Annotated in this window: 20 protein-coding genes; 5 read left to right on the top strand and 15 right to left on the bottom strand. The window is 69.3% G+C overall.

What is annotated here, in order from left to right; translation table 11 throughout:
- Positions 1-50 precede the first annotated feature (50 nt).
- From QHF85_RS03725 to QHF85_RS03710, 4 genes are read left to right on the top strand one after another with little or no spacing between them, the layout of a single operon-like run.
- Positions 51-1532 carry a radical SAM protein gene (locus QHF85_RS03725; protein WP_281325641.1) on the top strand — a complete coding sequence of 494 codons (1482 nt, stop codon included), beginning with the start codon at positions 51-53 and terminating at the stop codon, positions 1530-1532.
- On the top strand, positions 1529-1780 hold the full coding sequence (locus tag QHF85_RS03720) for a glutaredoxin family protein (protein ID WP_281325640.1): 252 nt from the start codon (positions 1529-1531) through the stop codon (positions 1778-1780). Before QHF85_RS03725 ends, QHF85_RS03720 begins: the two co-directional genes overlap by 4 nt.
- Positions 1781-1823: 43 nt before the next feature.
- Positions 1824-2492 carry a TlpA disulfide reductase family protein gene (locus QHF85_RS03715; RefSeq protein WP_281325639.1) on the top strand — a complete coding sequence of 223 codons (669 nt, stop codon included), beginning with the start codon at positions 1824-1826 and terminating at the stop codon, positions 2490-2492.
- 19 nt (positions 2493-2511) lie between these two features.
- Positions 2512-3183 carry a MarR family transcriptional regulator gene (locus tag QHF85_RS03710; RefSeq protein WP_281325638.1) on the top strand — a complete coding sequence of 224 codons (672 nt, stop codon included), beginning with the start codon at positions 2512-2514 and terminating at the stop codon, positions 3181-3183.
- Here the strand turns inward: QHF85_RS03710 and QHF85_RS03705 are convergent, their stop codons facing one another.
- From QHF85_RS03705 to QHF85_RS03675, 7 genes are all read right to left on the bottom strand, one after another.
- Positions 3184-3573: a hypothetical protein gene (locus QHF85_RS03705; protein WP_281325637.1), complete on the bottom strand. Its 390-nt coding sequence runs from the start codon at positions 3571-3573 to the stop codon at positions 3184-3186.
- An 11-nt stretch (positions 3574-3584) separates the two neighbouring features.
- The gene (locus QHF85_RS03700) at positions 3585-4700 is read right to left on the bottom strand and encodes an FHA domain-containing protein (protein WP_281325636.1); all 1116 of its coding nucleotides are present in this window, start codon (positions 4698-4700) and stop codon (positions 3585-3587) included.
- Between the two features lie 91 nt (positions 4701-4791).
- Positions 4792-5430 (bottom strand): signal peptidase I, encoded by a 639-nt coding sequence (lepB, locus tag QHF85_RS03695; protein ID WP_281325635.1) that lies wholly within the window; start codon positions 5428-5430, stop codon positions 4792-4794.
- Positions 5431-5508: 78 nt separating this feature from the next.
- Positions 5509-6252, bottom strand: coding sequence for a trypsin-like serine protease (locus tag QHF85_RS03690; RefSeq protein ID WP_281325634.1), 744 nt, complete (start codon positions 6250-6252; stop codon positions 5509-5511).
- A 311-nt stretch (positions 6253-6563) separates the two neighbouring features.
- Positions 6564-7106, bottom strand: a complete 543-nt coding sequence (locus tag QHF85_RS03685) for a hypothetical protein (protein WP_281325633.1) — start codon at positions 7104-7106, stop codon at positions 6564-6566.
- Positions 7107-7184: 78 nt separating this feature from the next.
- Positions 7185-7967, bottom strand: a complete 783-nt coding sequence (locus QHF85_RS03680) for a hypothetical protein (protein ID WP_281325632.1) — start codon at positions 7965-7967, stop codon at positions 7185-7187.
- A gap of 14 nt (positions 7968-7981) precedes the next feature.
- Positions 7982-8833 (bottom strand): hypothetical protein, encoded by an 852-nt coding sequence (locus tag QHF85_RS03675; protein ID WP_281325631.1) that lies wholly within the window; start codon positions 8831-8833, stop codon positions 7982-7984.
- 43 nt (positions 8834-8876) lie between these two features.
- On the opposite strand from QHF85_RS03675, the gene QHF85_RS03670 reads away from it, so the two are divergent.
- Positions 8877-9323: a hypothetical protein gene (locus tag QHF85_RS03670; protein ID WP_281325630.1), complete on the top strand. Its 447-nt coding sequence runs from the start codon at positions 8877-8879 to the stop codon at positions 9321-9323.
- 9 nt (positions 9324-9332) lie between these two features.
- On the opposite strand, the gene proB is transcribed toward QHF85_RS03670, so the two are convergent.
- The 8 genes from proB to QHF85_RS03630 all read right to left on the bottom strand — a co-directional run bounded on the left by proB (position 9333) and on the right by QHF85_RS03630 (position 22108).
- On the bottom strand, positions 9333-10454 hold the full coding sequence (gene proB, locus QHF85_RS03665; RefSeq protein ID WP_281325629.1) for a glutamate 5-kinase: 1122 nt from the start codon (positions 10452-10454) through the stop codon (positions 9333-9335).
- Positions 10447-11115 carry a hypothetical protein gene (locus tag QHF85_RS03660; RefSeq protein ID WP_281325628.1) on the bottom strand — a complete coding sequence of 223 codons (669 nt, stop codon included), beginning with the start codon at positions 11113-11115 and terminating at the stop codon, positions 10447-10449. Before QHF85_RS03660 ends, proB begins: the two co-directional genes overlap by 8 nt.
- A gap of 54 nt (positions 11116-11169) precedes the next feature.
- A complete protein-coding gene (locus tag QHF85_RS03655) occupies positions 11170-11823 on the bottom strand; it encodes a carbonic anhydrase (protein WP_281325888.1) in 654 nt (217 codons plus the stop codon).
- On the bottom strand, positions 11823-13400 hold the full coding sequence (locus QHF85_RS03650) for a SulP family inorganic anion transporter (protein ID WP_281325627.1): 1578 nt from the start codon (positions 13398-13400) through the stop codon (positions 11823-11825). The genes QHF85_RS03655 and QHF85_RS03650 overlap by 1 nt, the downstream gene beginning before the upstream one ends.
- Positions 13401-13533: 133 nt before the next feature.
- Positions 13534-18186 carry a metallophosphoesterase gene (locus tag QHF85_RS03645; RefSeq protein ID WP_281325626.1) on the bottom strand — a complete coding sequence of 1551 codons (4653 nt, stop codon included), beginning with the start codon at positions 18184-18186 and terminating at the stop codon, positions 13534-13536.
- Between the two features lie 27 nt (positions 18187-18213).
- Positions 18214-19146: an ABC transporter ATP-binding protein gene (locus QHF85_RS03640; RefSeq protein WP_281325625.1), complete on the bottom strand. Its 933-nt coding sequence runs from the start codon at positions 19144-19146 to the stop codon at positions 18214-18216.
- The gene (gene sppA / locus QHF85_RS03635) at positions 19143-21608 is read right to left on the bottom strand and encodes a signal peptide peptidase SppA (RefSeq protein WP_281325624.1); all 2466 of its coding nucleotides are present in this window, start codon (positions 21606-21608) and stop codon (positions 19143-19145) included. The genes QHF85_RS03640 and sppA overlap by 4 nt, the downstream gene beginning before the upstream one ends.
- A complete protein-coding gene (locus QHF85_RS03630) occupies positions 21605-22108 on the bottom strand; it encodes a DUF2505 domain-containing protein (RefSeq protein WP_281325623.1) in 504 nt (167 codons plus the stop codon). Before QHF85_RS03630 ends, sppA begins: the two co-directional genes overlap by 4 nt.
- Positions 22109-22151: the final 43 nt, after the last annotated feature.

Here is a 22151-nt window from a genome sequence, read left to right as displayed (position 1 = left end):
CGGCTGGGATCGCTTGCGCCTCCGAGCCTGCTGAAGGAGTCTCTTCCCGAATGTCACGTGACGTCACCGTGGCGACCATCCGGCGGCGGCTCGCCGAGGAGGTCGGCCGCCTCGACAAACACGCGCCCTGGCGCATCGCGCTCGCCTACCCGTCGCCTTACCGCACGGGCATGAGCTCGCTCGGCTTCCTCCAGATCTACAAGTCGATCCAGAACGAGCCCGACATGGCCGCGGATCGCGCGTTCCTGCCCGACGACGACCACGGGCCGCGCGCCGTCCCGCTCACGTACGAGTCGCTCCGGCCGCTCAGCGATTACCCCGTCATCGCCATGAGCGTCGCCTACGAGCTCGAAACGGCGGGTCTCATCCGCTTGCTCGAAGCCTCGGGCATCGCGCCGCTCCGCGAAGAACGATCGCACCGCGATCCTTTCATCCTCGCAGGCGGCCCGCTGACGAACTCGAACCCGCTCCCGCTCGCGGCCTTCGCCGACGCCATCGTCATGGGCGAGGCCGACACGCTCGCCGTCGAGGTGCTTCGCATCCTGCGCGACACGCCCTCACGCGAGGCCGCGCTCGACCTGCTCGCGAAGACCCCGCACGTCTTCGTCCCCTCGCGCCACGGCGCCTCCATGCCCGGCATCGCGCAGTGCGACGACGAGCTGCTCCCCGCGTGGGCGCCGATCCGCACGCCCGACACCGAGCTCTCGAACATGTTCTTGATCGAGACCGAGCGCGGCTGCTCGCGCGGCTGCGCCTACTGCGTGATGCGCCGCTCGACGAACGGCGGCATGCGCATCGTCCCCAAGGAAAAGATCCTCGGCCTCATCCCCGAGGACGCGCGCCGCATCGGGCTCGTCGGCGCCGCAGTCAGCGATCACCCGAAAATCGTGGAGATCGTCCGCACCCTGGCCGAGCGCGGCTGCGAGGTCGGCCTCTCCAGCCTGCGCCCGGACAAGCTCTCGGACGAGTTCGTCGGCGCGCTGAAGCTCGCCGGCTACCGCACGCTCACCACCGCGATGGACGGCACGAGCGAGCGCGTGCGCGAGATCCTCGACCGGCGCGCGCGCGTCCGCCACCTCGAGCGCGCGGCCGAGATGGCGCGCAAGCACGGCATGCCGCGCATGAAGCTCTACCTGATGATCGGCGTGCCCGGCGAGGAGGACGTCGACGTCGACGAGTGCGTCCGCTTCGTCACCGAGCTCTCGCAAAAAGTCCCCATCGCGCTCGGCATCGCGCCCTTCTGCCCGAAGCGCAACACGCCGCTCGCGCACGCGCCCTTCGCGGGCATCGACGTCGTCAACGCGCGTCTCGAACGGCTGCGCCGCGGGCTCAAGGGCCGGGCCGACGTGCGCTCGACGAGCGCGAAGTGGGCCTGGGTCGAGGCCGTGCTCGCGCAAGGCGGCGAGGCCGAGGGCCGCGCGGTGCTCGACGCCGTGCATGCGGGCGGCACCTTCGCCGCCTACAAGCGCGCGTTCGAGGCGTTCACCCCGAAGAAGCCGAAGAAGAGCCTCTCCATCGTCGCCAGCGCATGAAGACGGTCACCCTGTACACGCGGGTGCAATGTCACCTCTGCGACGTGGCCAAAGAGGCCCTCGAACGCGTGCGCCTCACGGAGCCCTTCGAGCTCGTCGTCGTCGACCTCGATCACGAGGCCCCCGCCGAGAAGCGCGCCGCCTACGATTGGGACGTGCCCGTCATGGAGCTCGATGGGCGTAAAATCATGAAACACCGCGTCGACGAGGCGCGGCTCTTGCGGCTGATCCGCGAGGATGCGCCGTGAGCCTGTGGGCGAAGGCGCGCCCTTGCGCTATGGAGGTCGAGGCATGAAGTCGTCCACGCTCCTGCAGATCGTCTTCATCGTGGCCGCGGCCCTCGCCGTCTTCGGCTTCGTCACGGCCGCGAAGAACGATCAGGTCCGCGCGAGCTGCACCGCGATGTGTGGCCTCGGCCCCGCGTACGCCGGCCGCGACCGGCTCGCGCCTGACTTCGAGCTGCCCGACCTCGACGGCAAACCCGTCAAGCTCTCGTCGTTCCGCGGCAAGGTCGTCTTCCTCAACTTCTGGACCGAGACATGCGGCCCCTGCAAAGAGGAGATGCCCTCGCTCGCCACGCTCGCGCGCGTGCTCCACGGCCGCAAGGACATGGTCCTCCTGACCGTCACGATCGACGAGGACCGCACGAAGGTGCGTGACCTTCTGCGCGTGCTGCTCGACGGCGACGCACCCTTCCCCGTGCTCTTCGACGCCGACTCGAACGTCGTCGGCGGCAAGTACGGCACGAAGCTCTTCCCCGAGACGTGGGTCATCGACAAGAACGGCATCATCCGCGCCCGCTTCGACGGCGCGCGGGACTGGTCCGCGGCGAGCGCCATCGAGATCGGCGAGATGCTCAAGAAGCCCTCGGGCGCGGTCCTCGACTTCGGCTGCCCCGTCGACTTCATCCAGGGCGTGCCGCGCGGCAAACACGCGTCCCTGTGCATGGACGACTCCTGACGCTACATTGGCGCCCGCGATGACCCCTCGCAGGCCCGACCCGGACGGAGAAACGAGCGCCCCCGACGAACGCGTCGTCGCCGCGCGACAGGCGCTGCTCGAAGGCGTGGGCGCGGAGATCGCCGCCTCGTTCCCGGGCATCACGCGGCTCGGCGGGCAGGTCGTCGCCGCGCTCTACCTCGCCGACAGCCCGCGCTCGATGGACGAGCTCTCGCTGGAGCTCGGTCGTTCGAAGAGCAACATCTTCGCGAACCTGCGCGGCCTCGAAGCCGCGGGCATCATCGAGCGCCGCCGCGAGTCCGGCGCGCGGCACGACTCGTACACGCTGCGGGGCAAGTACCCCGACGTGATCATCGGCGCCTACCTCGCGCGCCTGCGCCGCGTCGTGCAGGACAAACGCTCCCTCTCGCGCCGCGCGCTCGGCCTGCTCGGCGACGCGCAAGGCGACGAGGCGAACGCGCTCCGCAAGCGGCTCGACGACCTCTCGCGCAAGTACGACCTCTTCGCCGAGCTGATGGACCGCTACGTCCCGAACACGGACGGCCCGGTGGACCTCGAACGGCTCATCGCGCTGATCCCCGAGCCGGTCCTGCGCGCGCTCACCACGGCCGTGAAGGCCGCGTTCTCCGTGGCTGACACGATCGCCGCGCACCAGGAAGAAGCGCGGCTCCGCGCGAACCGCAAGCGCTGACTAGCTCGCCGCTTGCTCGACCTCGAGCATCCGCTCGATTCGATCCCGCACGATCCGCGCCGTCGACATCCGTTCGAGCTCGCCCGCGTCCGCTGGCATGAGCTTGCACGGCAACACCCGCGCATCTGCCACCGGCGCCGCACCATCGGCCAGCCACACGACCGCGTGCGGGTTCGCGAGCGCGTCGTCGAGCTTCAGGACCGACGGCGTCTCCAGGCCGATTTCCGCGAGCACCGCGGGCACCTCGGCGGGCAGCGGCGACGCATCGCCCGAGGTCGCCGCCACTGCATCCGTGTATCCGAGCGCGCGCGCGACCGCCGCGCCGAGGACCGCGAGCGCGCCGCCGGATGCATCGGCGAAGCAAAGCGGCCGAGGGGTCTTCGTCGTCACGAGCAGCCCGCCTAGTTCGTGTTGAGCTCGACGCGCAGGAGCTTGCGGCCGATGAAGAGGTAGTCGCCGTGCCCGAGCTCGCGCTCGCTCTTGATGCGCACGTACGTGCCGTTGCGGCTGTTCAGATCGGTCAGCGAGAACTTCCCGGCGCTCTCCTCGATCCGGCAGTGCGAGCCGGACATGTAGAGGTCACCGGGGAAGTTCAGGTCGCCGCCTTCACGCCCGATCTGCAGCGACGAACCGCGCGCGCACACCGTCATGCCGACCGCGCCGCCCTGGAGGATCTGCGTGAGCCGGAACGGGCTCGGGTGCTTCGGCGACGAATAGAAGTACGTGCCGTCCGGGTCCTGCCCGTCGGAGGGCTTGGGGCTCGCATCGAGCCGGAAGAGCTGCTCGCCCGCGAGGAACGTATCGCTCGGGACGATGTCGACGGTGCCGCGCACGCGGATATAGACGCCGTTCAGCGAGCCCTCGTCGCGCACGACGAGCTTGCCGTCTCGGTAGAAGAAGTTCGCGTGTTTCGGAGAGACGAACGGATCGTCGGGGAAGACGAGCTGCCCGTTCCTGCCGACGATGTGCTGCTCGGCCTTGAGGTGGAAGCTCAGGCCATCCATGCCTTCGCCGCGGATCAAGATGAGCTTCGCCTTCGCCGGGTTCTGCATGTCCCCGAAGAAGAGCGTCTGCGCGTTCATGATCTCGAGCGGGACCGCGGTCCCGCACCTCCCGCAGAACTTGTGGCCCGAGGGGACGCCGCTCGAACAGGAACGGCAGACGTAGTTACGGGCTTGCTCCATGAGCTCCTCCTGCGATAGGTCCGCGAACTCGCTTCGTGCTGGGGTTTTCTGCGCGGCAACGGCGCCGGCCACGGGGGCGCGGCGAGGTCCCACGGGGTTCGTCGCGGGCGACAGCGCAGCGGGCCGCGGAAGCGGCGGCGCCGGCGTCGTCGCGGGGCGCGCCGAGACCGCCGGGCGCACGGGCGCTGGCGGCGGCGGCGTCGGCAGCACGGATTGCCGGCTCCCGAACAGGGCCAGATCGTTGTCGCACGCAGTGCAGCTCGCGGCGCCCATGGGGCTCCACGTGTCGCACTGACCGCAAACGATGCCTATCTCGTGCTGCTCGTTGCCCAACGTCGTTCCTCGGGGACACCCGGTTCTAGACGGCGATCGCGAGAAGGGTCAAGCAAACAAGGATCCGGACGAGCGCCTCATCGGATCCCGGTCATCGGATGACAGTCATCCGGGCATCCTCGTCCCCCCAGCCGTTCTTGCCGACGAACCGGAAGACCACGCGCTCCTTGCACGAAGCGCGCTCCAGCGTACCGAACTCGCGAGAATCGTCGTAGAGGTCGATGTCGTCGCTGAGCAGATAGACCATGCCCTCGCCCACCTCGGCCTTGAAGGTCATGGGGCTCGTCTTGGACTTCGTCTGCCCGCGGTAATGCCACCCCCCGCCCATCTCGACGACGCCGCACTCGAGCTCGACCTCGGCCTCGGTGTTGGGGTGCAAGGTCTTGTACTTGCGCGCCGGGCACGCCTGAACGGGGTTGTAGCGCTTGCCGTTGATCTCGACGTTGCGGCCGGCGATCTCGATCTTGTCGCCCTCGACGCCGATGATGCGGCCGACCACGTACTGGGTCGGGTCTTCGGGGTCCTTGCAGCGGACGAGGTCCCCGAAGCCCGGCGTGCCCCGGGTCAAGAGGAGGACGAAATCCCCGCCGTCGAGCGTGGGGGCGACCGACGCCGAAAGACGGAGCGTCGAGGGCACAGTCCAGGTCTTGAAGAGCAGCACCCGGAGCAGCACGAAGACCGCCACGAGGGCGAGGACGGTGTAGCCGAACGCTTTGCCGAATTTCTGCATCGAAGCGCGGATCGTATCGCAGGTGCGGCCCGAGGGGCGAGCATCCCGCGCCCGCGCGCGAAGCTCAGAGCCGCCCTCTCAGCGTTGGCAGCTACGGAAGGGCGGCAGCTCGCTCGGGCTCGTGCCGTTCGCGATCTCCTTGGCGGCGCTGAAGAGCTCACGCCATGCGTCGAGACGCACGAAGATCGAGGGCGCCGCCGTGGCGTCGTCGCCATCCATCACGGAGGCCGAGACCACGCCGACCACGTCTTGCCGCTTCGGGCTGTAGGCCGGTCCGCCCGAGTCGCCGGGGCAAACCGAGGCGACCGCAATGAAATCGCCGCTGCGCACCTTGCCGATCGGCCCGCCCACGCGCTCGATGCGGTGGATCGGGGCGTGCGAGAGTGCGCACCTTCCAAACCCGATCGGGTAAATCGTCTCGTTCGACGCGGGCGCCTCCTCGATGCGCGGGCTCAGCGTCGGCACGCCGACGAGCTTTCGCGAGAGCACGAGGATCGCGATGTCGCCTTCGCCCCACGCGTAGCCGCAATCCGGGCTCACGATCGCGCGCACCTTCACCTCGCCCCAGGGCAGGTCGTCGCCGCCGAGCTCGATGGTGAGGCTCTCCGGATCCTTGTCGCGATTCTGCACCTGCCCGTCGGCGCCGCGCTCCGCGACGCAGTGGTGCGCCGTGAGCACGAGGTCCTCCGCGATGAGCGTGCCCGTGCACGTCACATCCCCCACGATACGCACGACCGCGTTGACCTTGTTTTCGACGTCGAGGTCCACGGGCGGCTGAAAGATGAAGGGGCGCTCCTCGGCCTGACCGTGCGATGCGGGCATCGCGATCGGGCGCTTGGTGGGCTGGCTGCAGCCGATGAGGAGGGACGTGGAGACGAAGACGGTCGCCCAAGGCAGCCCACCCGAAAGGCGGGCGCCGAGGGAGGAGGGCGGGGAGGAGCGTGGGTCGCGTCGGTTCAGCACGCTTGCGATCGCCTCCCGAGTACGCAGCGACGATGGCTCACAAACATCGCTTCCTGAGACGAACCAGAAAAAGAATCGTGACATGGCGGCGCCGATGGGGCATCCGACAACGCCGCCCTATTTTCCTTGGGTGCGTCTTGCGTCAGGTGACGCACGCGCCCCCGGCAGCGTCAACGCATCGCGACAAGACCGACCTTCTGCGTCGAACGCTCGTACGCAGCCCGGACGGCGGCGGGATCCGCCATGGGATCCTCGACGCCCGCGGCCACGACTTCCTGAAGGAACGCGGCCTGGCGCCGGGCCTTGGCGACCTGCCACGAGCGGCACGCGACGGCGTCGGCGTCGCACGCGTCGAGCGCGTCCTCGACGGCGGCGAGGGCCTGGCGCGCCCGCCCGCGGTGAAAGAGGGCGCGCGCGGCGACATCGGCGACGCGGGGATCGAGCTGGATGGCGCGGGGGGCCTTTTCAATGACGGCGCTCGCGAGGCCGGGCTGGCCGCGGTCGACGTACGCGGAGGCGAGGGCCACGATGGAGTCGACGGTGGGCGAAAGCGAGGCGGCCGATTCGAGGGCGGCCATGTCGACGGGGGTCTCGGTGGCCGGGGTGGCGTCGGCGGGCAGGAGGCGCTTCGACTGGGTTCCGGGGCCGATGGTCAGGACTGCAAGGATGCCCGCGAGGAAGATGCCGTTCGTGAAGAGGAGGCCCGAGCGCATGGTGTGACGGACAGCGCTCGGGAGGGTCGGTTCCCGGGTTTCGAAGGATTCGTCGGAGGTGTCCGGGACACCCACGACTCAGAGCGCCGCCGCGAGGCCGAAGCTCATGTAGTCGCCGGGGCGGATGCGGACGCGGGCGAGCTCTTCCTCGTCGCCGCTGACGCGGGTGTATTCGTAGAAGAGGTGCACGCCCACCTTGCCGAAATCCTCCTCGCGGTTGCCCGTCCTCGGTCGGAACGAGACGTACAAGGAGGCGCGGAGCTTGTGCTCGCCGAAGCCCTCGTCCTCGAGCCCGTCCTCCCGGCCGCCGAAGATGTTGCTCGCGGTATCGGGGATCCAGCGGTACGTGGCATCGGCGTCGACGTAGCCGGGCACGATCGTGAAGGCGATGCGCGGCTTCAGGTAGCCATAGCCGTGGGCATTGAAGCCGCCGCCCACGGCGAGGCTCGCGCGCAGGTGCTGGAACGAGATCGGCTGCACGACGAGCCCGAGGTTCGCGCCGAAGCCGCCGAAGTACGACTTGAATGCCGGAAAGCCAATGGAGAAATCCGCCTCCATGCCGCCCATGCCCCCGAAGAGCGTGGGGAGCGGGAGGACGGCCGCAGCGACCGTGAAAGACCCGGTGCCCGAGATCGGCGGGTTCTGCTCGTCTTCCTCGTAATCGACGATGGAGCCGGGCATGTAGACGATGCCCACGCTCGCGAAATGGCTCGTGCCGAGGCCGTAGGCCAGCGAGAAGTTGTCGTCGAGCGAATACTCGTCCCGCGGGCTCCAGTCGTCGTCGGCGCGCGCCGCGTCGGGCGCGAGCGCGAGGGCGGTAAAGAGGACCGAGGCGGCGGCGATCGGGTGAGGCCATCGCATGCGAAGTCTCATGGTCAAAACCTCGCCCCCGCCGTGGCGACATATCCAAACTGGCCCGTCCACGGCCGCGCCGTCTCGACGCCCACCGAGAGGTGGAGCCGCCACAACATCGCATTGATCGATAAGGTCAGCGGGATCGGCCGCACTGGGTCGACGGTCATGGACCGGCCGTCGACCTGGCGGACCTCGCCCTCCTCCGAGAGCGCACCGAAATCGAGGCCGCGGAAGTTCAAATCGAGCGCGGCCTGCGCGTAGAGCGGGCCCCACGGGACGATGAACCGGATCGGAATGCCAATGTATTTCTCCTCGACGAGGATGTCCTTGCCCGGGACGATCGCGCTCACGTCGCCGAAGCCGAAGCCCCCCTCGATGATGAAGCGCTTTCCCGTGTACACGGTGAAGAGGAAGTTCATGCGGTAGCCGCGGGCGTCGCCGAGATCGGAGCCGAACCAGTCGCGGGTGTAGACGTCGAGCTCGAAGGATTGCTGGCGATATGCGATGAGGCCCTTGGCGCTCGCTTCGGCCGCGTCGAGGGTGGCCTGCCGTGCCTCGGGGCTCCGGTTGTAGGTCCCGGTGTACGTGGTGGTGGTGACGGTCTCGCTCTGGCCGTACTGGTTCGTGCGGGTCTCCGTGCTGGTCGACGTGCTGACGGAGTCGGGCATGCTCGCGACGGTCGCGCCGAGCAGGTAGAAGATGCCGCCGACCACGAGGCCGGAGATGAAGCCGCCGCGCTCGACGAAGCGGTAGCCAGTGACGAGCGCATTGCCCTGGCCGAGCGAGGAGCCGTACAAGCCGCCGCCGCCGCGGATGCTGGCCCCCACGGTGTACCCCGGCCAGCGCAGGCCGCTGTAAGCGTGCGATTGCACCTGGAATTTCGTCAGCCCCGGGGCTGGCGCGGGCTTGGGGGCAATGGGCGCGGGCGACGTTGTCGAACTCGCGGGCGACGTTGTCGAACTCGCGGACGACGTTGTCGAAGGCGCGGACGACGTTGTCGAACTCGCGGACGACGTTGTCGAACTCGCGGGCGACGTTGTCGAAGGCGCGGACGACGTTGTCGAAGGCGCGGACGACGTTGTCGAAGGCGCGGGCGACGTTGTCGAAGGCGCGGACGACGTTGTCGAAGGCGCGGGCGGCGTTGTCGAAGGCGCGGACGACGTCGTCGAAGGCGCGGACGACGTCGTCGAAGGCGCGGACGCCGTTGTCGAAGGCGCGGGCGCCGTTGTCGAACCCGCGGGCGGGGCCTGCGCAGCCGCCCCCGGCGCCGCGAGCGCGACAAGCCAAACGGCCGGAAACCAAAAAGGACGCTGGTTGAAAAGGGACATCGGCCAGGACTTCGAAATAGTCCCAGCACTGTAACCCAAGTGGCTATTCGGACGGAAGCACGACCAGGTCGTCCCGATGGATGACCACAATCTCCTCGCCTTCCTCTTCCCGCTTCTGCCCAGCTACCCGCGCGGCATCGGATTGCGACAGCCGGCAGAGGCCACGCGCGATCTCCCGGCCGTCCGGGTCGACGACGGAGACGGCGTCCCCCGGCTGGAACGTGCCGCGGACGCCGAGCACGCCGACCGCGAGGATGCTGCGGTTTTTCGCGCAGATGGCTTCGGCCGCGCCGCGATCGACGAGGATCACGCCGCGAGGCCGCAAGGTGTAGGCGATCCAGTGCTTGCGCGCGCCAAGGCGCTGGTGGACGGCCGGGAAGAAGGTGCCGACGTCCTCGCCCGCGACGACGCGGCCAAGGATGCCCGGCTCGCGGGCGTGCGCAATGACGACGTGGGCCCCGGCGAGCGTGGCCCGGCGCGCCGCCTCGACCTTGCTCGTCATGCCGCCCGTGCCGACGCCCGAGGTCGAGCCGCCGGCGAGCGGGCGCGCCTCGTGGGCGATGCTGCGGACGAGGGGGACGCGGCGGCCCTCGGCGTCGAGCAGGCCCTCGACGTCGGAGAGCAGGAGCAAGAGGTCGGCGTCGACGAGCGGCGCGACCATGCTCGCGAGCTGGTCGTTGTCGCCGAACTTGATCTCCTCGACCGCGACGGCGTCGTTTTCGTTGATGATCGGGACGCACCCGGCTTCGAGCAGCGCGCCGAGGGCGCCGCGCGCGTTGTTCGTCCGGGCGCGGTCGGCGAGGTCGGCGTGCGTGAGGAGGACCTGCGCGACGGGGATGCCGACCTTGTCGAACGCCTCCTCGTAGCGCTGCATGAGGATGCTCTGGCCGGCGGCAGCCGCGGCCTGGAGCCAGGCGATGTCCTTGGGGCGGCTCTTCAAGCCGAGCTTCTGGATGCCGTGCGCGATCGCGCCGCTCGAGACAATGACGACGCTGCGCCCGCCGCCACGGCCAGAGCGGTGGCCGCGGTAGGCAGCGACGTCCTGGGCGAGGCGGTCCCACGCGTCGCCGGTGAGGCTCTTCGAGCCGATCTTGAGGATGGCGCGCCGGGTCTTGGCGAGGATCGCGCGGGAAGGGGACGAGGAGGCCGCGTCGCGCTCAACCATCTTGGCTCGCGACCTCGTCAAAGGCGGCTTCGAGGCGCCGCTCGACGTAGCTCGGCAGCGAGGCGCCCGTGAGGATCGCGGTGTCGATCCAGCGGGTGAACTCGTCGCGGAGATCCTCGACGGAGTCCGGCATGGTGATCGGCGTCGGGCGGAGCATCGGGGAGAAGGCGTGCAGGAAGGCGCGGTCGATGGTCGCGCGGATCTTGCGGGCTTCTTCGCCGTGGATGCGGACGGCCCCGGTGCGACGAGCCTGGGCGATGTAGCGGTCGAAGAGGTGGCCAAAGGCGAACACTTCGAGGGCGCGGGCGACGTTCGTGATGGCGCCGAGGGGGCCGAGGCCACGCTTCAGGATGGCGAAGCCGATGGTCTCGGCGGCCTTGCGGGCGATGGCGCGGCCGGCGTTCTGCTCGCTGTCGATGTTGGCGAGGATGTCGCGGGCGTCCGAGGTGAGGCTGATGCCGTGGCGCGTGGCCGTGTCATGGGCGAGGGCGCCGCGCAGGCGCGTCACGATGCGGTCCGGCAGGATCGGCAGCGGGATGGCGAGCGCGCCCATGGCCGCCGCGGAGAGCACGGCGAGGCGGCCGGACGGCGCGCGCGCCGCCATGGGGACCGCGACAGTGCTCTGGCTCTGAGGGCGCACGGCAGGAGCGGGGGTCGTCATGAGGGCCGACCGTACCGAGCGGCTGGCGAAGGAGCAAGGCCTGCCTTCGCGCGCTCACGAGCCCGAGCGCGGGACGTCGTCGAAGTCGAAGCGGTAGATGTCCTCGAGCGGGGTGCCCGGCTTCATGTGCGCGTGTTCTTTCAGGAAGCCGGTGCGAATGTCGTAGACCCAGCCGTGCAGCGAGGGGCGGTTGTGGAGCGCCCAGGCGTGCTGGACGAAGCTCGTCTCGGCGAGGTTCTGCACCTGCTCGGCGACGTTGAACTCGACCAGGCGGTCGAGGCGCTTGTCGACGTCGGCGAGCGTCTCGAGGTCGCGGCGGTGGGCGCGGTAGACGTCCTTGATGTGGCGGAGCCACTTGTCGATGAGGCCGAAGGAGCGGTTCGTCATCGCGTTGCGCACGCCGCCGCAACCGTAATGGCCGCAGACGATGATGTGCTTCACCTCGAGCACCTCGACGGCGTACTGGAGCACCGAGAGCATGTTGAGGTCGGTGTGGACGACGAGGTTCGCGATGTTCCGGTGCACGAAGAGCTCGCCAGGCTCGGTGCTCGTGACGGACTCGGCAGGGACGCGGCTGTCGGAGCAGCCGATCCACAGGAAGGCGGGCGTCTGGGTCGTCGCCGTGCGCTCGAAGAAGTCCGCACGAATGGCGAGCTTCTCGGCGACCCAGGCCTTGTTGCTGAGCAGGAGCTTCTTGTACGCGTCCATCACGATTTCCTCACCGGCAGGAGCTCCCCGTCCGGGCGCTTTCCACGCAGGTTCTTGAATTCGACCTTGATGTCCTTGAACTTCGCGTTCTCGACGAAATCGTCGAGCACCTCGAACGCGTCCCTGTCGATGTGCAGGGCGCGGGTGCCGTCGACGATGAGCGTCGTGCCCTCGGGGATCGCCGCGAGCTTCTCCTTGAGCTCCGCCTTGTGCACGAAGCTGATGTCCTTGTTGAAGCGCAAGAGCCAGTAGTTGTCCTGCGAGACCACGATCATCGCCGCGTGCGAGTTCGTGCGAATGACGAAGAAGACGCCGACGGCCAGGCCGATGAGGACGCCTTTGAGCAGGTCGGTGAACACGATCGCCAGGATCGTCACGAGGAACGGGACGAACACGGAGAGGCCTTCGCGCCACATCTGCTGAAAGAGCGAGCGCGGCGCGAGCTTCGAGCCGATGACGATGAGGATGGCGGCGAGCGCGGCGAGCGGGACGCGATTGAGGACGCGGCCGAGGAAGAGGACCGCGGCGAGCAGGAGGCAGGCGTGGAGGATCGTCGACCAGCGCGTGCGGCCGCCGGCATAGACGTTCGCGCTCGTGCGCACGACGACCGACGTGACGGGCAGGCCGCCGAGCAAGCCCGAGGTGATGTTGCCGAGGCCCTGCGCGACGAGCTCGCGGTTCGGCAAGGCGATGCGCTTGTACGGATCGAGCCGCTGCCCGGCTTCGAGCGCGAGGAGCGATTCGAGGCTCGCGACCGCGGCGAGCGTCGCGCCCGTGACGTAGACGCGTTGATCCTTGAAGGCCTCCCAGAGCGGGCGCGGCAGCTCGCCGAGGATGTCCACGGGCGAGCTGAGGATCGGGAGCGAGACGAGGTGGCCGTCCTCGCCCTTCAGGTGAAACCCCTTCGTGCCGAGGCGAAACGCCTCGTTGAGCAGGGTGCCGACGATGACGACGACGAGCGGCGCGGGGATGAGCTTGAAGATCTTTCCGCGCGGGACGACGAGTTTGTCCCAGGTGAGCAAGATGAAGAGCGAGACGGCCGAGATGACCACGGCGCCGCCGCTCGCGCTGAGGACCGACTTCACGATGGACGAGAGGGTGTTCTCTTTGCCGTCGGGCTCGATGAAGCGCATGTCCATCTCGAAGTCGAGGTCCCGGCCGAGGGCGTGCGGGATCTGCTTCAAGACGATGACGATGCCGATGGCCGCGAGCATGCCTTTGATGACGGCCGTGGGGACGTAGTCGGCGACGGCGCCGAGGCGGAGGGAGCCGAAGGCGAGCTGCAGGACGCCGCAGACGATGACGGCGGCGAGGAACGCCTGGTAGCCGAGCGAGTGGATCGCGGTCGCGACGATGACCGTGAGGCCCGCGGCCGGTCCGCTGACGCTGACGTCCGAGCCTGAAACGAAGCCCACGACGATGCCGCCGACGACGCCGGCGACGAGGCCGGCGAGCAGCGGCGCCCCGGACGCGAGCGCGATGCCGAGGCAGAGCGGAAGCGCGACGAGAAAGACGACCAGCCCCGCCGCCGCGTCGTAGCGGAGGTGGTCCTTCCCGATGTTCTCCTTGAGCGTCATCCGGACCGTCGCTTACGATCGTTGCGCGCGGCGAGCCAGAAGAAGATGCGCTTTGTGTACAAAGCGTCCGCGTCCGGGACGGCGGGACGAGGCGTCTGGCCCATGGATCCCGTGACGCTGAAGGGCGGCGGGCTCAACGGACGAAGCGCGGGCCCGCGGGGGGGAGCGACAATCGGGCGAGGGGGTGCTCCGCATAGGGACGGCCCTCGTCCGTGCTGTCGATGTCCGGCCGGAAGTCGTAGTTCTTGAAGGAAAAACGGCGCGGATGGACGCGGAGGACGGCGCCGGTCGGGGCGCGGTGAATGGATGTGACGCTGTAGGCGTGGCCGTGGGGGATGTCGCGCTCGCGTCCGCCGTAGACCGCGCCCGCGATGATGCGGAGCGCGTCGGCGCCGCCGCCCGTGACGATTCGCTCGCTCTTCGCGTCGTGGACGTGGCCGGCGAGGTAGGCGTGGGCGCGGCTCCCGAGGAATCGGGCGAGGTCGCGCTGCTCGGCGAGCCAATCGTCTTCGAGCGGGTGATGGCCGAGGACGAGGACGAGCTCGCGTTCACGCGCGGCGTCGTTGAGGAGGGCGCGCTGGCGCTGGCCGAGGCGTAATTTGCGCGCGTCGTCGTCGCCGGCGGCGAGGAGCGCGGTGTTCACGCCAATGAGTCGGAGGGGCAGACCTTCGCGGGTGGTGTCGGTGCTCGACCAGAAGAGGTCCCGGCAGGCGGGCGCGAAATTGGCGGCGAACGCGAGGTAAGCGGCCTGGCGGCGGCGGAGGAGGTCCTTGTCGTCGCCGCTTTCGAGGGCCTCGTCGAGGTCGTCGTCGCCGCCGCGGAGGCCGCGGAGGAGGCGTTTGACGGTGCGATCGGCGTCGATGCTGCGATCGACGTCGTGGTTTCCGGGGACGACGAAGATGCGGTCTTTGGCGAGGCCGAGGCGCTGGGCCACGTCAAGCAGCCATTTCGAGGCCTCGGCATATTGATCGGGCTTGCCGCTCCAGGCGATGTCGCCGGTGACGAGGATGGCGTCGGGGCGCGGGAGCTTTTTCCCGTCGAGGATGGAGAGGTCGTCGCGGAGGATCGAGAGGATCTGCGATTGGTTGTGGCGGTCGCCCGCGCCGGGGAGGCCGAAATGCAGGTCGGAGAGGTGCAGCCACGTGAAGAGCGGCGCGGCCTCGGGCGGGGGGACGGAGGGGGAAACGGGCGCGGGAGCGGGAACCGAGGAGGGCGCAGAGGCGGGCGTCGCTCCGAGGACGCGGAGCGCGGCGACCTTTGCGGGGCCGGCTTCGTCGAGCAGGGTTTTCCACGTGGGACACGTGGCCACGAGGTCGAAGCCCGTCATGAGGGACGCGTAATCGGCGTGGGCGAGCGCGAGCGCGCCGACCGGGCCGTCGAGGCGGCCGTGGTGCTGGCGAAGGAGCTTGGCGTGCTCGTCCCAGGCGAATGCGACCCAAAAGGCGTCGACCGGGTTCTGATCGAGCCACGTCTCCCAGGCCTCGTCCGAGGATTTTTCGTCGGACGGGTGGACGTGGAGGTGCCGGCTCAAGGCAAAGAGCCACTCGTTCGCCGCGAGGGTGCCGACGTCGGCGAGGAGCACGGGCAGGGCGAGCGGGTTTTTCAGGTCGAACGTCAAATGGGGCGGGCGGGCCTCGGCGTGAATGCCGAGCCGCGGGCGGTGGATGTAGATGAGCCACCAGAAATCGTCCTGTTCGATCACGCGGGCGACGTGGGATTCCTGGCCGAGGGCCTGATCCCAGCGGGCCTCCCAGTCGAGCGCGTCCGCCGAGGCGCCCTCGTTTCCGAGGAGCGCGGCATAACGACGGCGATCCTGGGCGGGCACGAGGTCCCGCACGAAATCACGGCCGACCGCGGCGCCGAAGGAGCGCAAGAACGAGCGTCCGAGGGAGCGGAAGAAATCGCGGACGAAGTTCTGCGCGAATGCACGGCCGAAGGAGCGGAGGATGTCGCTGCGGAGGTCGCGGCCGAGGGACTGGACGAATTCGCGGACGAACGTGGGCTTCGGGTTGCCGGTGAAGGAGCGCGGAAAGCTCCAGGCAAACGTGCGGACGACGGTGCGGACGAAGGAGACGGCCATGCGGTGGACGGCGTCCTCGGGAATGGGCTCGCCCTGGGGGAAGGCGGCGAGCGCGTCCTGGTTGAATCGGACCATCCGCTCGATGATGGGGACCTCGACGAGGTCGGCGTCGCCCATGCGGTCGCGGGCGAGCTTCGGGTGGCGGAGGGTGGTGGTGATCGGCGCGGGCTGCGGGAGCGCGGAGACGGCCTGCGGGATCTTGCGGAAGGCGAGCGGCGACGCGAGGGTATGGGTCCAGTCGGAGAGGCGCCAGCCGTAGGGTGATTGCAGGAGGAAATGGACGCGCTCGGGGTAATGCTCGGTGTAGGCGAGGCGCGAGCTGATTTCGGCGCGGATGCGGTCGCGGAGCCAGCGCGCGGCGCCGAGGAAGGGGGCCTCCGAGGGGACCGGGGCCTCGGAGAGGCCGGTGAGCCAGCCGAGCGTGGTGCGATAAACGGCCGTGCCGCCGAGCGCGGCGAGCGCCGTGGCCCAGTGATCGACGGTGGAGCGCTCGTCGAGAATCGTGCCGAGCGTGGGTTCGTCGCGGAACACGACGAGGTCGGGCAAGAGGTCGGCGAGGTCGGGGCGGGCGCGAATGCGGTCGGCCGCGCCGGAGAGGTCACCGAGGAGCTTGCCTTCGAGGTGGAGGGCGGCGAGGGCTTCGGCGGCGTTGCCCTTTTCCTGGAGATCGGCGCAGGTGGCGCGGAGCTCGCTTCGAAGATCGGCGTCGCCGAATTCGCAGATGTCGTCGAGGACGACGAAGATGTCACCCGAGAAGGCGGGTTTTTGCGCCCAGCGGGAGACGATGACCGAGAGAATGACGCGGCGGTCGCGCTCGCGAGAGACGAGGCCGTCACGAATGGCGCGGCCGAGCGTGAGCCAGCCCGGATGCTCGGGCGTCTTGGTCAGCTCGTCGACGATCTCGCCGAGCAGATCACGGACGAGCTTGCGCCGGCGTTCGCCGCGTTTCTTCGCGAGGACGTACCACCGGAGGAGGAGCACCTCTTCCCAGGCGCCTTCGCCGAGGTGTTCCCGGACGAACTGGCCCTCGTCCTCGTGGTCGACGTCGAAGCTGCCGGCGTACGCGGCGAGGTATTCCTGGAGGGTGAGGTGCAAAAAGGAGAGCTTGCCGCCGCCGCGGTCGACGAGCAGGCCGATGCGGTCGCACGCGAAATCGATGAAATCGCGCATTTCGGCGTGGGCGACGTCGTAGGAGAGGTCGCGCTCCTCGTCCTCGGCGCGCTCGCGGTGGAGCTGCGTGAGAAAATCGAGGGCGTCGTCCCGGGAGAAGAGGCCGCGGACGTCAGCGCCGGTGGCGCGGGATTGGACGTGGAGGGCGAGTTTTTCCAGGTACGCGCGCGGCAGCTCCATGGGGAGGCCGCGGCGCTCGAAGGCGTGTTTTTCCGGGCGCTCCTTGGCGTCGAGCCAGGTGCGGAGGAGCATGTCGACGCATTTTTCGTAAAGCTCGCCGCGCTCCTGGGGCAAATGGCCGAGGAAGCGGTGGACGAACGCCATGAGCGTGAGGAGGAGCGGGTTCGTGGCGAGGGCGCGGACCTGCGCGGTGCGGAAGACGGCGCGGCGGAGCGAGGTTTGCTGGCTCTCGCGGAGGCGGTCGTTTTCGCGGATCTGAATGCGGTACCAGCGATCGATGAAGCGGTCGATGTCCGGGTCGGCGAGGGGGCCGATGCGGAGGTGCTCGAATTCGATGCGAGGGAGCGCGATGTCGGCGGTGTAGCCGTGGATGCGAGAGGTGACCCAGACAGGGCAACGAGGATAAGCGGCGCGGAATTCACGGACGGCCTTGGCGACGCGGCTGCGGGTGGTGGAGGAGCCGACCTCGTCGAGTCCATCGAGAAGGACGATGGCCTCGCCCATCCGGAGCGTGGCCTCGAAAAACGCGGGATGGGCATTCGGGAGAGAATGGTCCGAGTGCGCTCGCGCGGCGAGAAAATCGATCAGGGAGAGCTCGGACTTGTGCGATTCGAGGGCGTATTCGCGCAGGGAGACGAAAAAAGGGACGCGCCACGGCGGGGCTCGATACCCTTCGAGGGTGACGCTCGGATCCGAATGCAAGAGCGAGAGGAACGCGAGGAGCGTGGTTTTGCCCATGCCGGGGTCGCCGAGAACGAGGGCGGAGCTGCCACGCTTGAGGAGCTCGGCGAGCGTCGGGTTTCTCCGATCACGATCGTCGGTGATGAACCGCGTGGGGACGAAGAGATCGGCGAGGCGAATGTCGCCGCGGGCGTCCTTTTGACGGAGGGCGTCCGGGGGAAAACCGAGGAGGCTGAGGTGCTCGAAAGCGCGGGCGACTTTCTCGCGGTAAAGGCGGCCGAAGGCGTGAAAATCGAAGCCGTCGTAGCCCGGGAGGAGCGCGCGGGCCGCGGGAATCTCAGGATAATAACGGGCAAAGAGCGCGGGGACGAGGCGGAGGAGCTTGACGAGCTCGGACCTCGACCAGGTGCGCACGGTACGAACGTTCTCCCAGGCGCGCACATCGAGAATGCGCACCGGATCGTCGATGCTCCTCGGATCGGTGTCGATGAGGTGGCCGGTGAAGTCGAAGCCCTCGCGCTGCGCCCATGCCTGGATCAGCTCCTCCGCAAGGACGGTGAGCTCTCGCGTCCATAGCGTCCCCGGCAAGAGCCGCTCCACGAGCTGCGATGGCTCCACGGCCGTCGCCGCCTCCGGCAGCGTGCCCGCGAAAAGCGCGACGTCGTCCTTGTCCATCGATCCACCCTCCCCCGAGGGCAGATCCTAGCCCACGATCGGGAACATCTCCACGAGCGGCGCCCGCGCCTTGCTCGCCGCCGCGACGATGTCCTTCGTCGATGCATCGGGGGAGAGCCGTACGCTCATCCGCAATGGCCCGCCCGTGACCTCGAGCCCGCGCGCGAGCAATTCCTCACGGAAAGGTCCAGGGTTTTTGCGGATCGTGACGCCATACACGCGGACGCCGGCAAAAAGCGCCTCGGGCGCGCCTTCGAGGACGAGCGCGCCGCCCGCGAAGACGAGGACGTCGCTGGCCGCACGCGCGAGGTCGCCCTCGGGCGTGCCCGGATCGAGGCGCTCGGCCGAGAGAATGGCGCTGCGGCCGTCGGTCGCGCGACCCAGAGCGTTCATGACGAACGCGGCCGCCGGGCCGTCGAGGCCCGCGAGCGGCGCTTCGAGGACGAGGACCGCAGGATCGGCGACGATCGCATGCGCGAAGACGAGGGCGCGGCGCGGCGGGAGCTCGAACGCGTCGACCGCGCGGCGAAGGAAGGACGAGAGGCCGACACGTTCGAGCGCGGAGGCCGCGAGGTCACGCGCCGCGCGGGGCGAGAAACCGGCGAGGCGCGCGCTCCAGGTGACGTAGTCGTGCGCGGTCGTGCCCTTGGGCAAGGGCGGGTCGAGCGGAGCAATGCCCGCGGCGTCGAGGTGCGCGCGCGTGGCGACGTCGAGGCCGGCGACGTGCAACGTGCCCGCGGTGATCGAAGCTTCGCCCGGCATGGCCGCGTCGTCGTGCGAGGGCGCGCGCGAGCGGAGCGGGACGGCCGTGAGCGCGGCGAAGAGCGCCTCGGCCTCGCCGGTGCAAAGGACACGGTCGCCGCGGGCGCGGAAGGTGAGGCGGTCGATCGCGACGACGTCGTCGATCGCGATGCGAGCGTCCTCGGCGTGAAGGAGAGGCGGAGGCGCAGCGTCGCTCACGGCAGCTCGTCGTCCACGGTCGCGGGAGCGCCGCCGAAGGAGACGTCGCCGACGAGGTCGAGGCGCGCGAGCGGCTTCGTGCCGTCGTAGACCATGAAGGGCGCAAGGCCACGCGCGAGGTCGAGCAGCGCCGGAGGAATGACGATCGGCAAGGCGCCCGCTTGCGGGAAGACCGCGGCGATGCCGGCGAGCTTGGCGAGCGCGATGAGGACGTTCTCGTCGTCCTCGGGGAACTCGACGAGCGGCGCGTCGCGCGGGAGATCGGCGCGAGAACGGACGTCGTCGAGCGCCTCGCGCAGGCCGCCGATGCGATCGACGAGCTTGCGTTCGAGCGCCTGCTGGCCGGTCCAGACGCGGCCACGCGCGACCTCGTCGACGTCCTCGGGCTTCATTTTGCGGCCCTCGGCGACGCGCGCGATGAAGAGGTCGTAGAACTGTTTGACCTTCACGCCGAGCTCGATGCGCTCTTCCTCGGTGAAGGGGCGGTAGAGGCTCTCGGCGTCCGCGCGAGGAGCGGTGCGGAACTGTTCGAGGCCGACGCCGAGCTTGCCGAGGAGGCCGACGAGGTCGACCTTGCCGTAGAAGATGCCGATCGAGCCGGTGATCGTGGCGCGGTTCGCGTAGATCGGGCCACCCGCGACGGAGGCGTAATAACCGCCGCTCGCCGCAGCCGTGCCCATGGAGACGACGAAGGGTTTCGCCTTCGCGGTGAGGATGGCCTCGCGAAGAATGACGTCGGCCGCGAGGGAAGAGCCGCCGCCGGTCTCGATGCGGAAGACGACGGCCTTCACGCTCGCGTCCTCGCGCGCGCGCTTGAGGGCCTTCGCGATGGTGTACGAGCCGGCGAGGCGAATGCCGACGAGCGGGATCGTCTGGCTCTCGCCGTCGACCATGTCGCCCGAGAGGTAGACGACCGCGATCTTCGAAGGCGTGCCCCACCAGGTGGGCGCGTTCGAGGGCGTGGCGTCGTCGACGATGCGCGCGCGGCCGCCCATCATCTCCTCGACGACCTCGTCGATCTCGTCGTCGTACGCGAGGACGTCGACGAGGCCACCATTGCGCGCCTCGGGCGCGACGAACGGGCCCTTCGCGATGGTCGCGCGGAGCGTGGAGAGCGGGATCCTCCGGCCGCCGCCGACGTCGTGCATGTAGATGCCCTCGAGCTGCATCAGGAGGTCTTTGTGGTCCTGGCGCCCGACCTCGGTGGAGTCCTTGCGCGTGAACTGCTCGGCCGCGAGCTTGTGCTTCTCGACGCGGACGAAGTCGGCGCGGACGCCGAGTTTGTCGAGGACACCGCCGTAATACATGTACTGCGAGGAGAGGCCCGCGAAGCGCAAGCCGCCGGCCGGGTTCATGGCGATCCGATCGGCCTGCGAGCAGACGAAGAGCGAACGGCCGCTCGCGTCTTCGAGGTGGCAAAGGACCTTCTTGCCGGCCGCGCGGAGCATGCGGATCGCGTCGCCGACCTCCTCGGCGTGCGCGAGCGAGCTCGCAGGCTCGGCGCGGAGCTGGAGGACGACGCCGTCGACGCTGCGATCCTCGGCGAGCCGCCAGAGGCGCCGGAGGAGTTTTACGTGCGCACGGACGCCGGGCGTGGAGTCGAGGCGGATGCGCGCGACGTGCTTGAGCGAGGGCAAACCCGGCTCGCGGTAGGTGCGCAGCGCGGCGGTCGCGTAATACCCGACGTCGCCGCCGCCGAAGATGGCGCCGCCGCCGGCCTGGAGCGACGCGAGGTTCACGTCGAGGCCGACCATCGCCATGACATCGGGGCTCGACGCGAGGTCACGCACGGAGAGCTCGCCGCGCAGGCGGCCCACGGCCGGGACGTCGACGCCGAGCGTGGCGCGCGGCGTGACGTCGCCCGTGCGCTCGTGGATCGAGGCTTCGAGGCCGAGCTCGGCGGCGCGGCGTCCCCCGAAGGGGCGGAGCGCGAGGCCGACGTCGTACCGACGATCGGCGTTCGTGGTCCAGTCGCGCGCGACGGCGGCGGCCGAGAGCCACGTGAAGGGGCGAAGCGTGAGGCCGGTCGTCACGCCAAACTGCTCGTCGAGGTCACGCCGCTCGGCGTAGGACCAGCCGAACGTGGTGCCGATCGAGAGGTTGTCGCCGAGGCTCGCCGCGAGCGCCCAGCGCAGCCACCGCTGCGAGGCCGGCGTGCCGACGTCGAGCAGATCGACGCGCAGGCCCGTGGACAAACCGAGGATCGGGAGGCCGAGATCGAAGGCATGCCCGTTCGTCGTGCCCGCGCCCGCGCCGGCCTGCGCCATGGTCCAGCGCAGCTCCGCGCCGGGCAAAAACGCGAGGTTCGCCGGGTTGTAGGCGATGCTCGACGCGTCGTCGCCGGCCGCGACGGGGCGACCTGGCGCGGGGACGTACGCGCTCTGGGCGTGGAGGGGTGCGCTTTGCGTGGTGAGCGCGGCGAGGGCGAGGCCCCCGAGGGCCAGGGCGGAGAGCTTCTTCATAAGGTCGAGAGGCGTCGCAACGTCTCGGCCTCGGCGTCGTAGATCTTGCGGATCTCGACCAAGGCCATACGGCCGGCGAGCGACGAGAGTACGCCAGCCTTGATCTCGATGTCGCCCTCGACGGTCTTTCGCACGCGTCCCTCGGGCGCCGCTTCGAGCCGGCAGGTGCCCGAAGCGCTGAAATACTTGCGGAATTGCTGGCGCGGGGAGACCGACCAGGTGGCGACGTGATCGGCGAGCCGATAGACCGAGCGCTCTTCCCAGGAGAGGGCCTCGCGCGCGATGTCGTAGCCGCGGAAGACGGCGAGCGGCGCGTTCGCCTGGAACCGAAGGACGCGGCGCAGCTCGCCGTTCGCGATGACGTGCTCGATCGTCTCGACCGAAGCGACGCTCGTGGTCGCGAGGAAAGGGACCATCATCGCGCCGAGGTCGGGCGAGAGGACCGCGAGCTCCAGAGCATCGAGGCGGACGTCGAACTCATGCGTGATCTCGAAGTGCAATGCCGTGGCTCCCTTGCGCGATCCGTACGGGACTGAACGAATC

Origin of the sequence: Polyangium sp. 6x1, assembly GCF_029946515.1 — a bacterium.
In the GTDB taxonomy this organism is placed as follows: Bacteria; Myxococcota_A; Polyangia; order Polyangiales; family Polyangiaceae; genus Polyangium.
The sequence above is the reverse complement of the archived record's forward strand: the minus strand, read 5'-3'. Positions and strand labels throughout refer to the sequence as shown.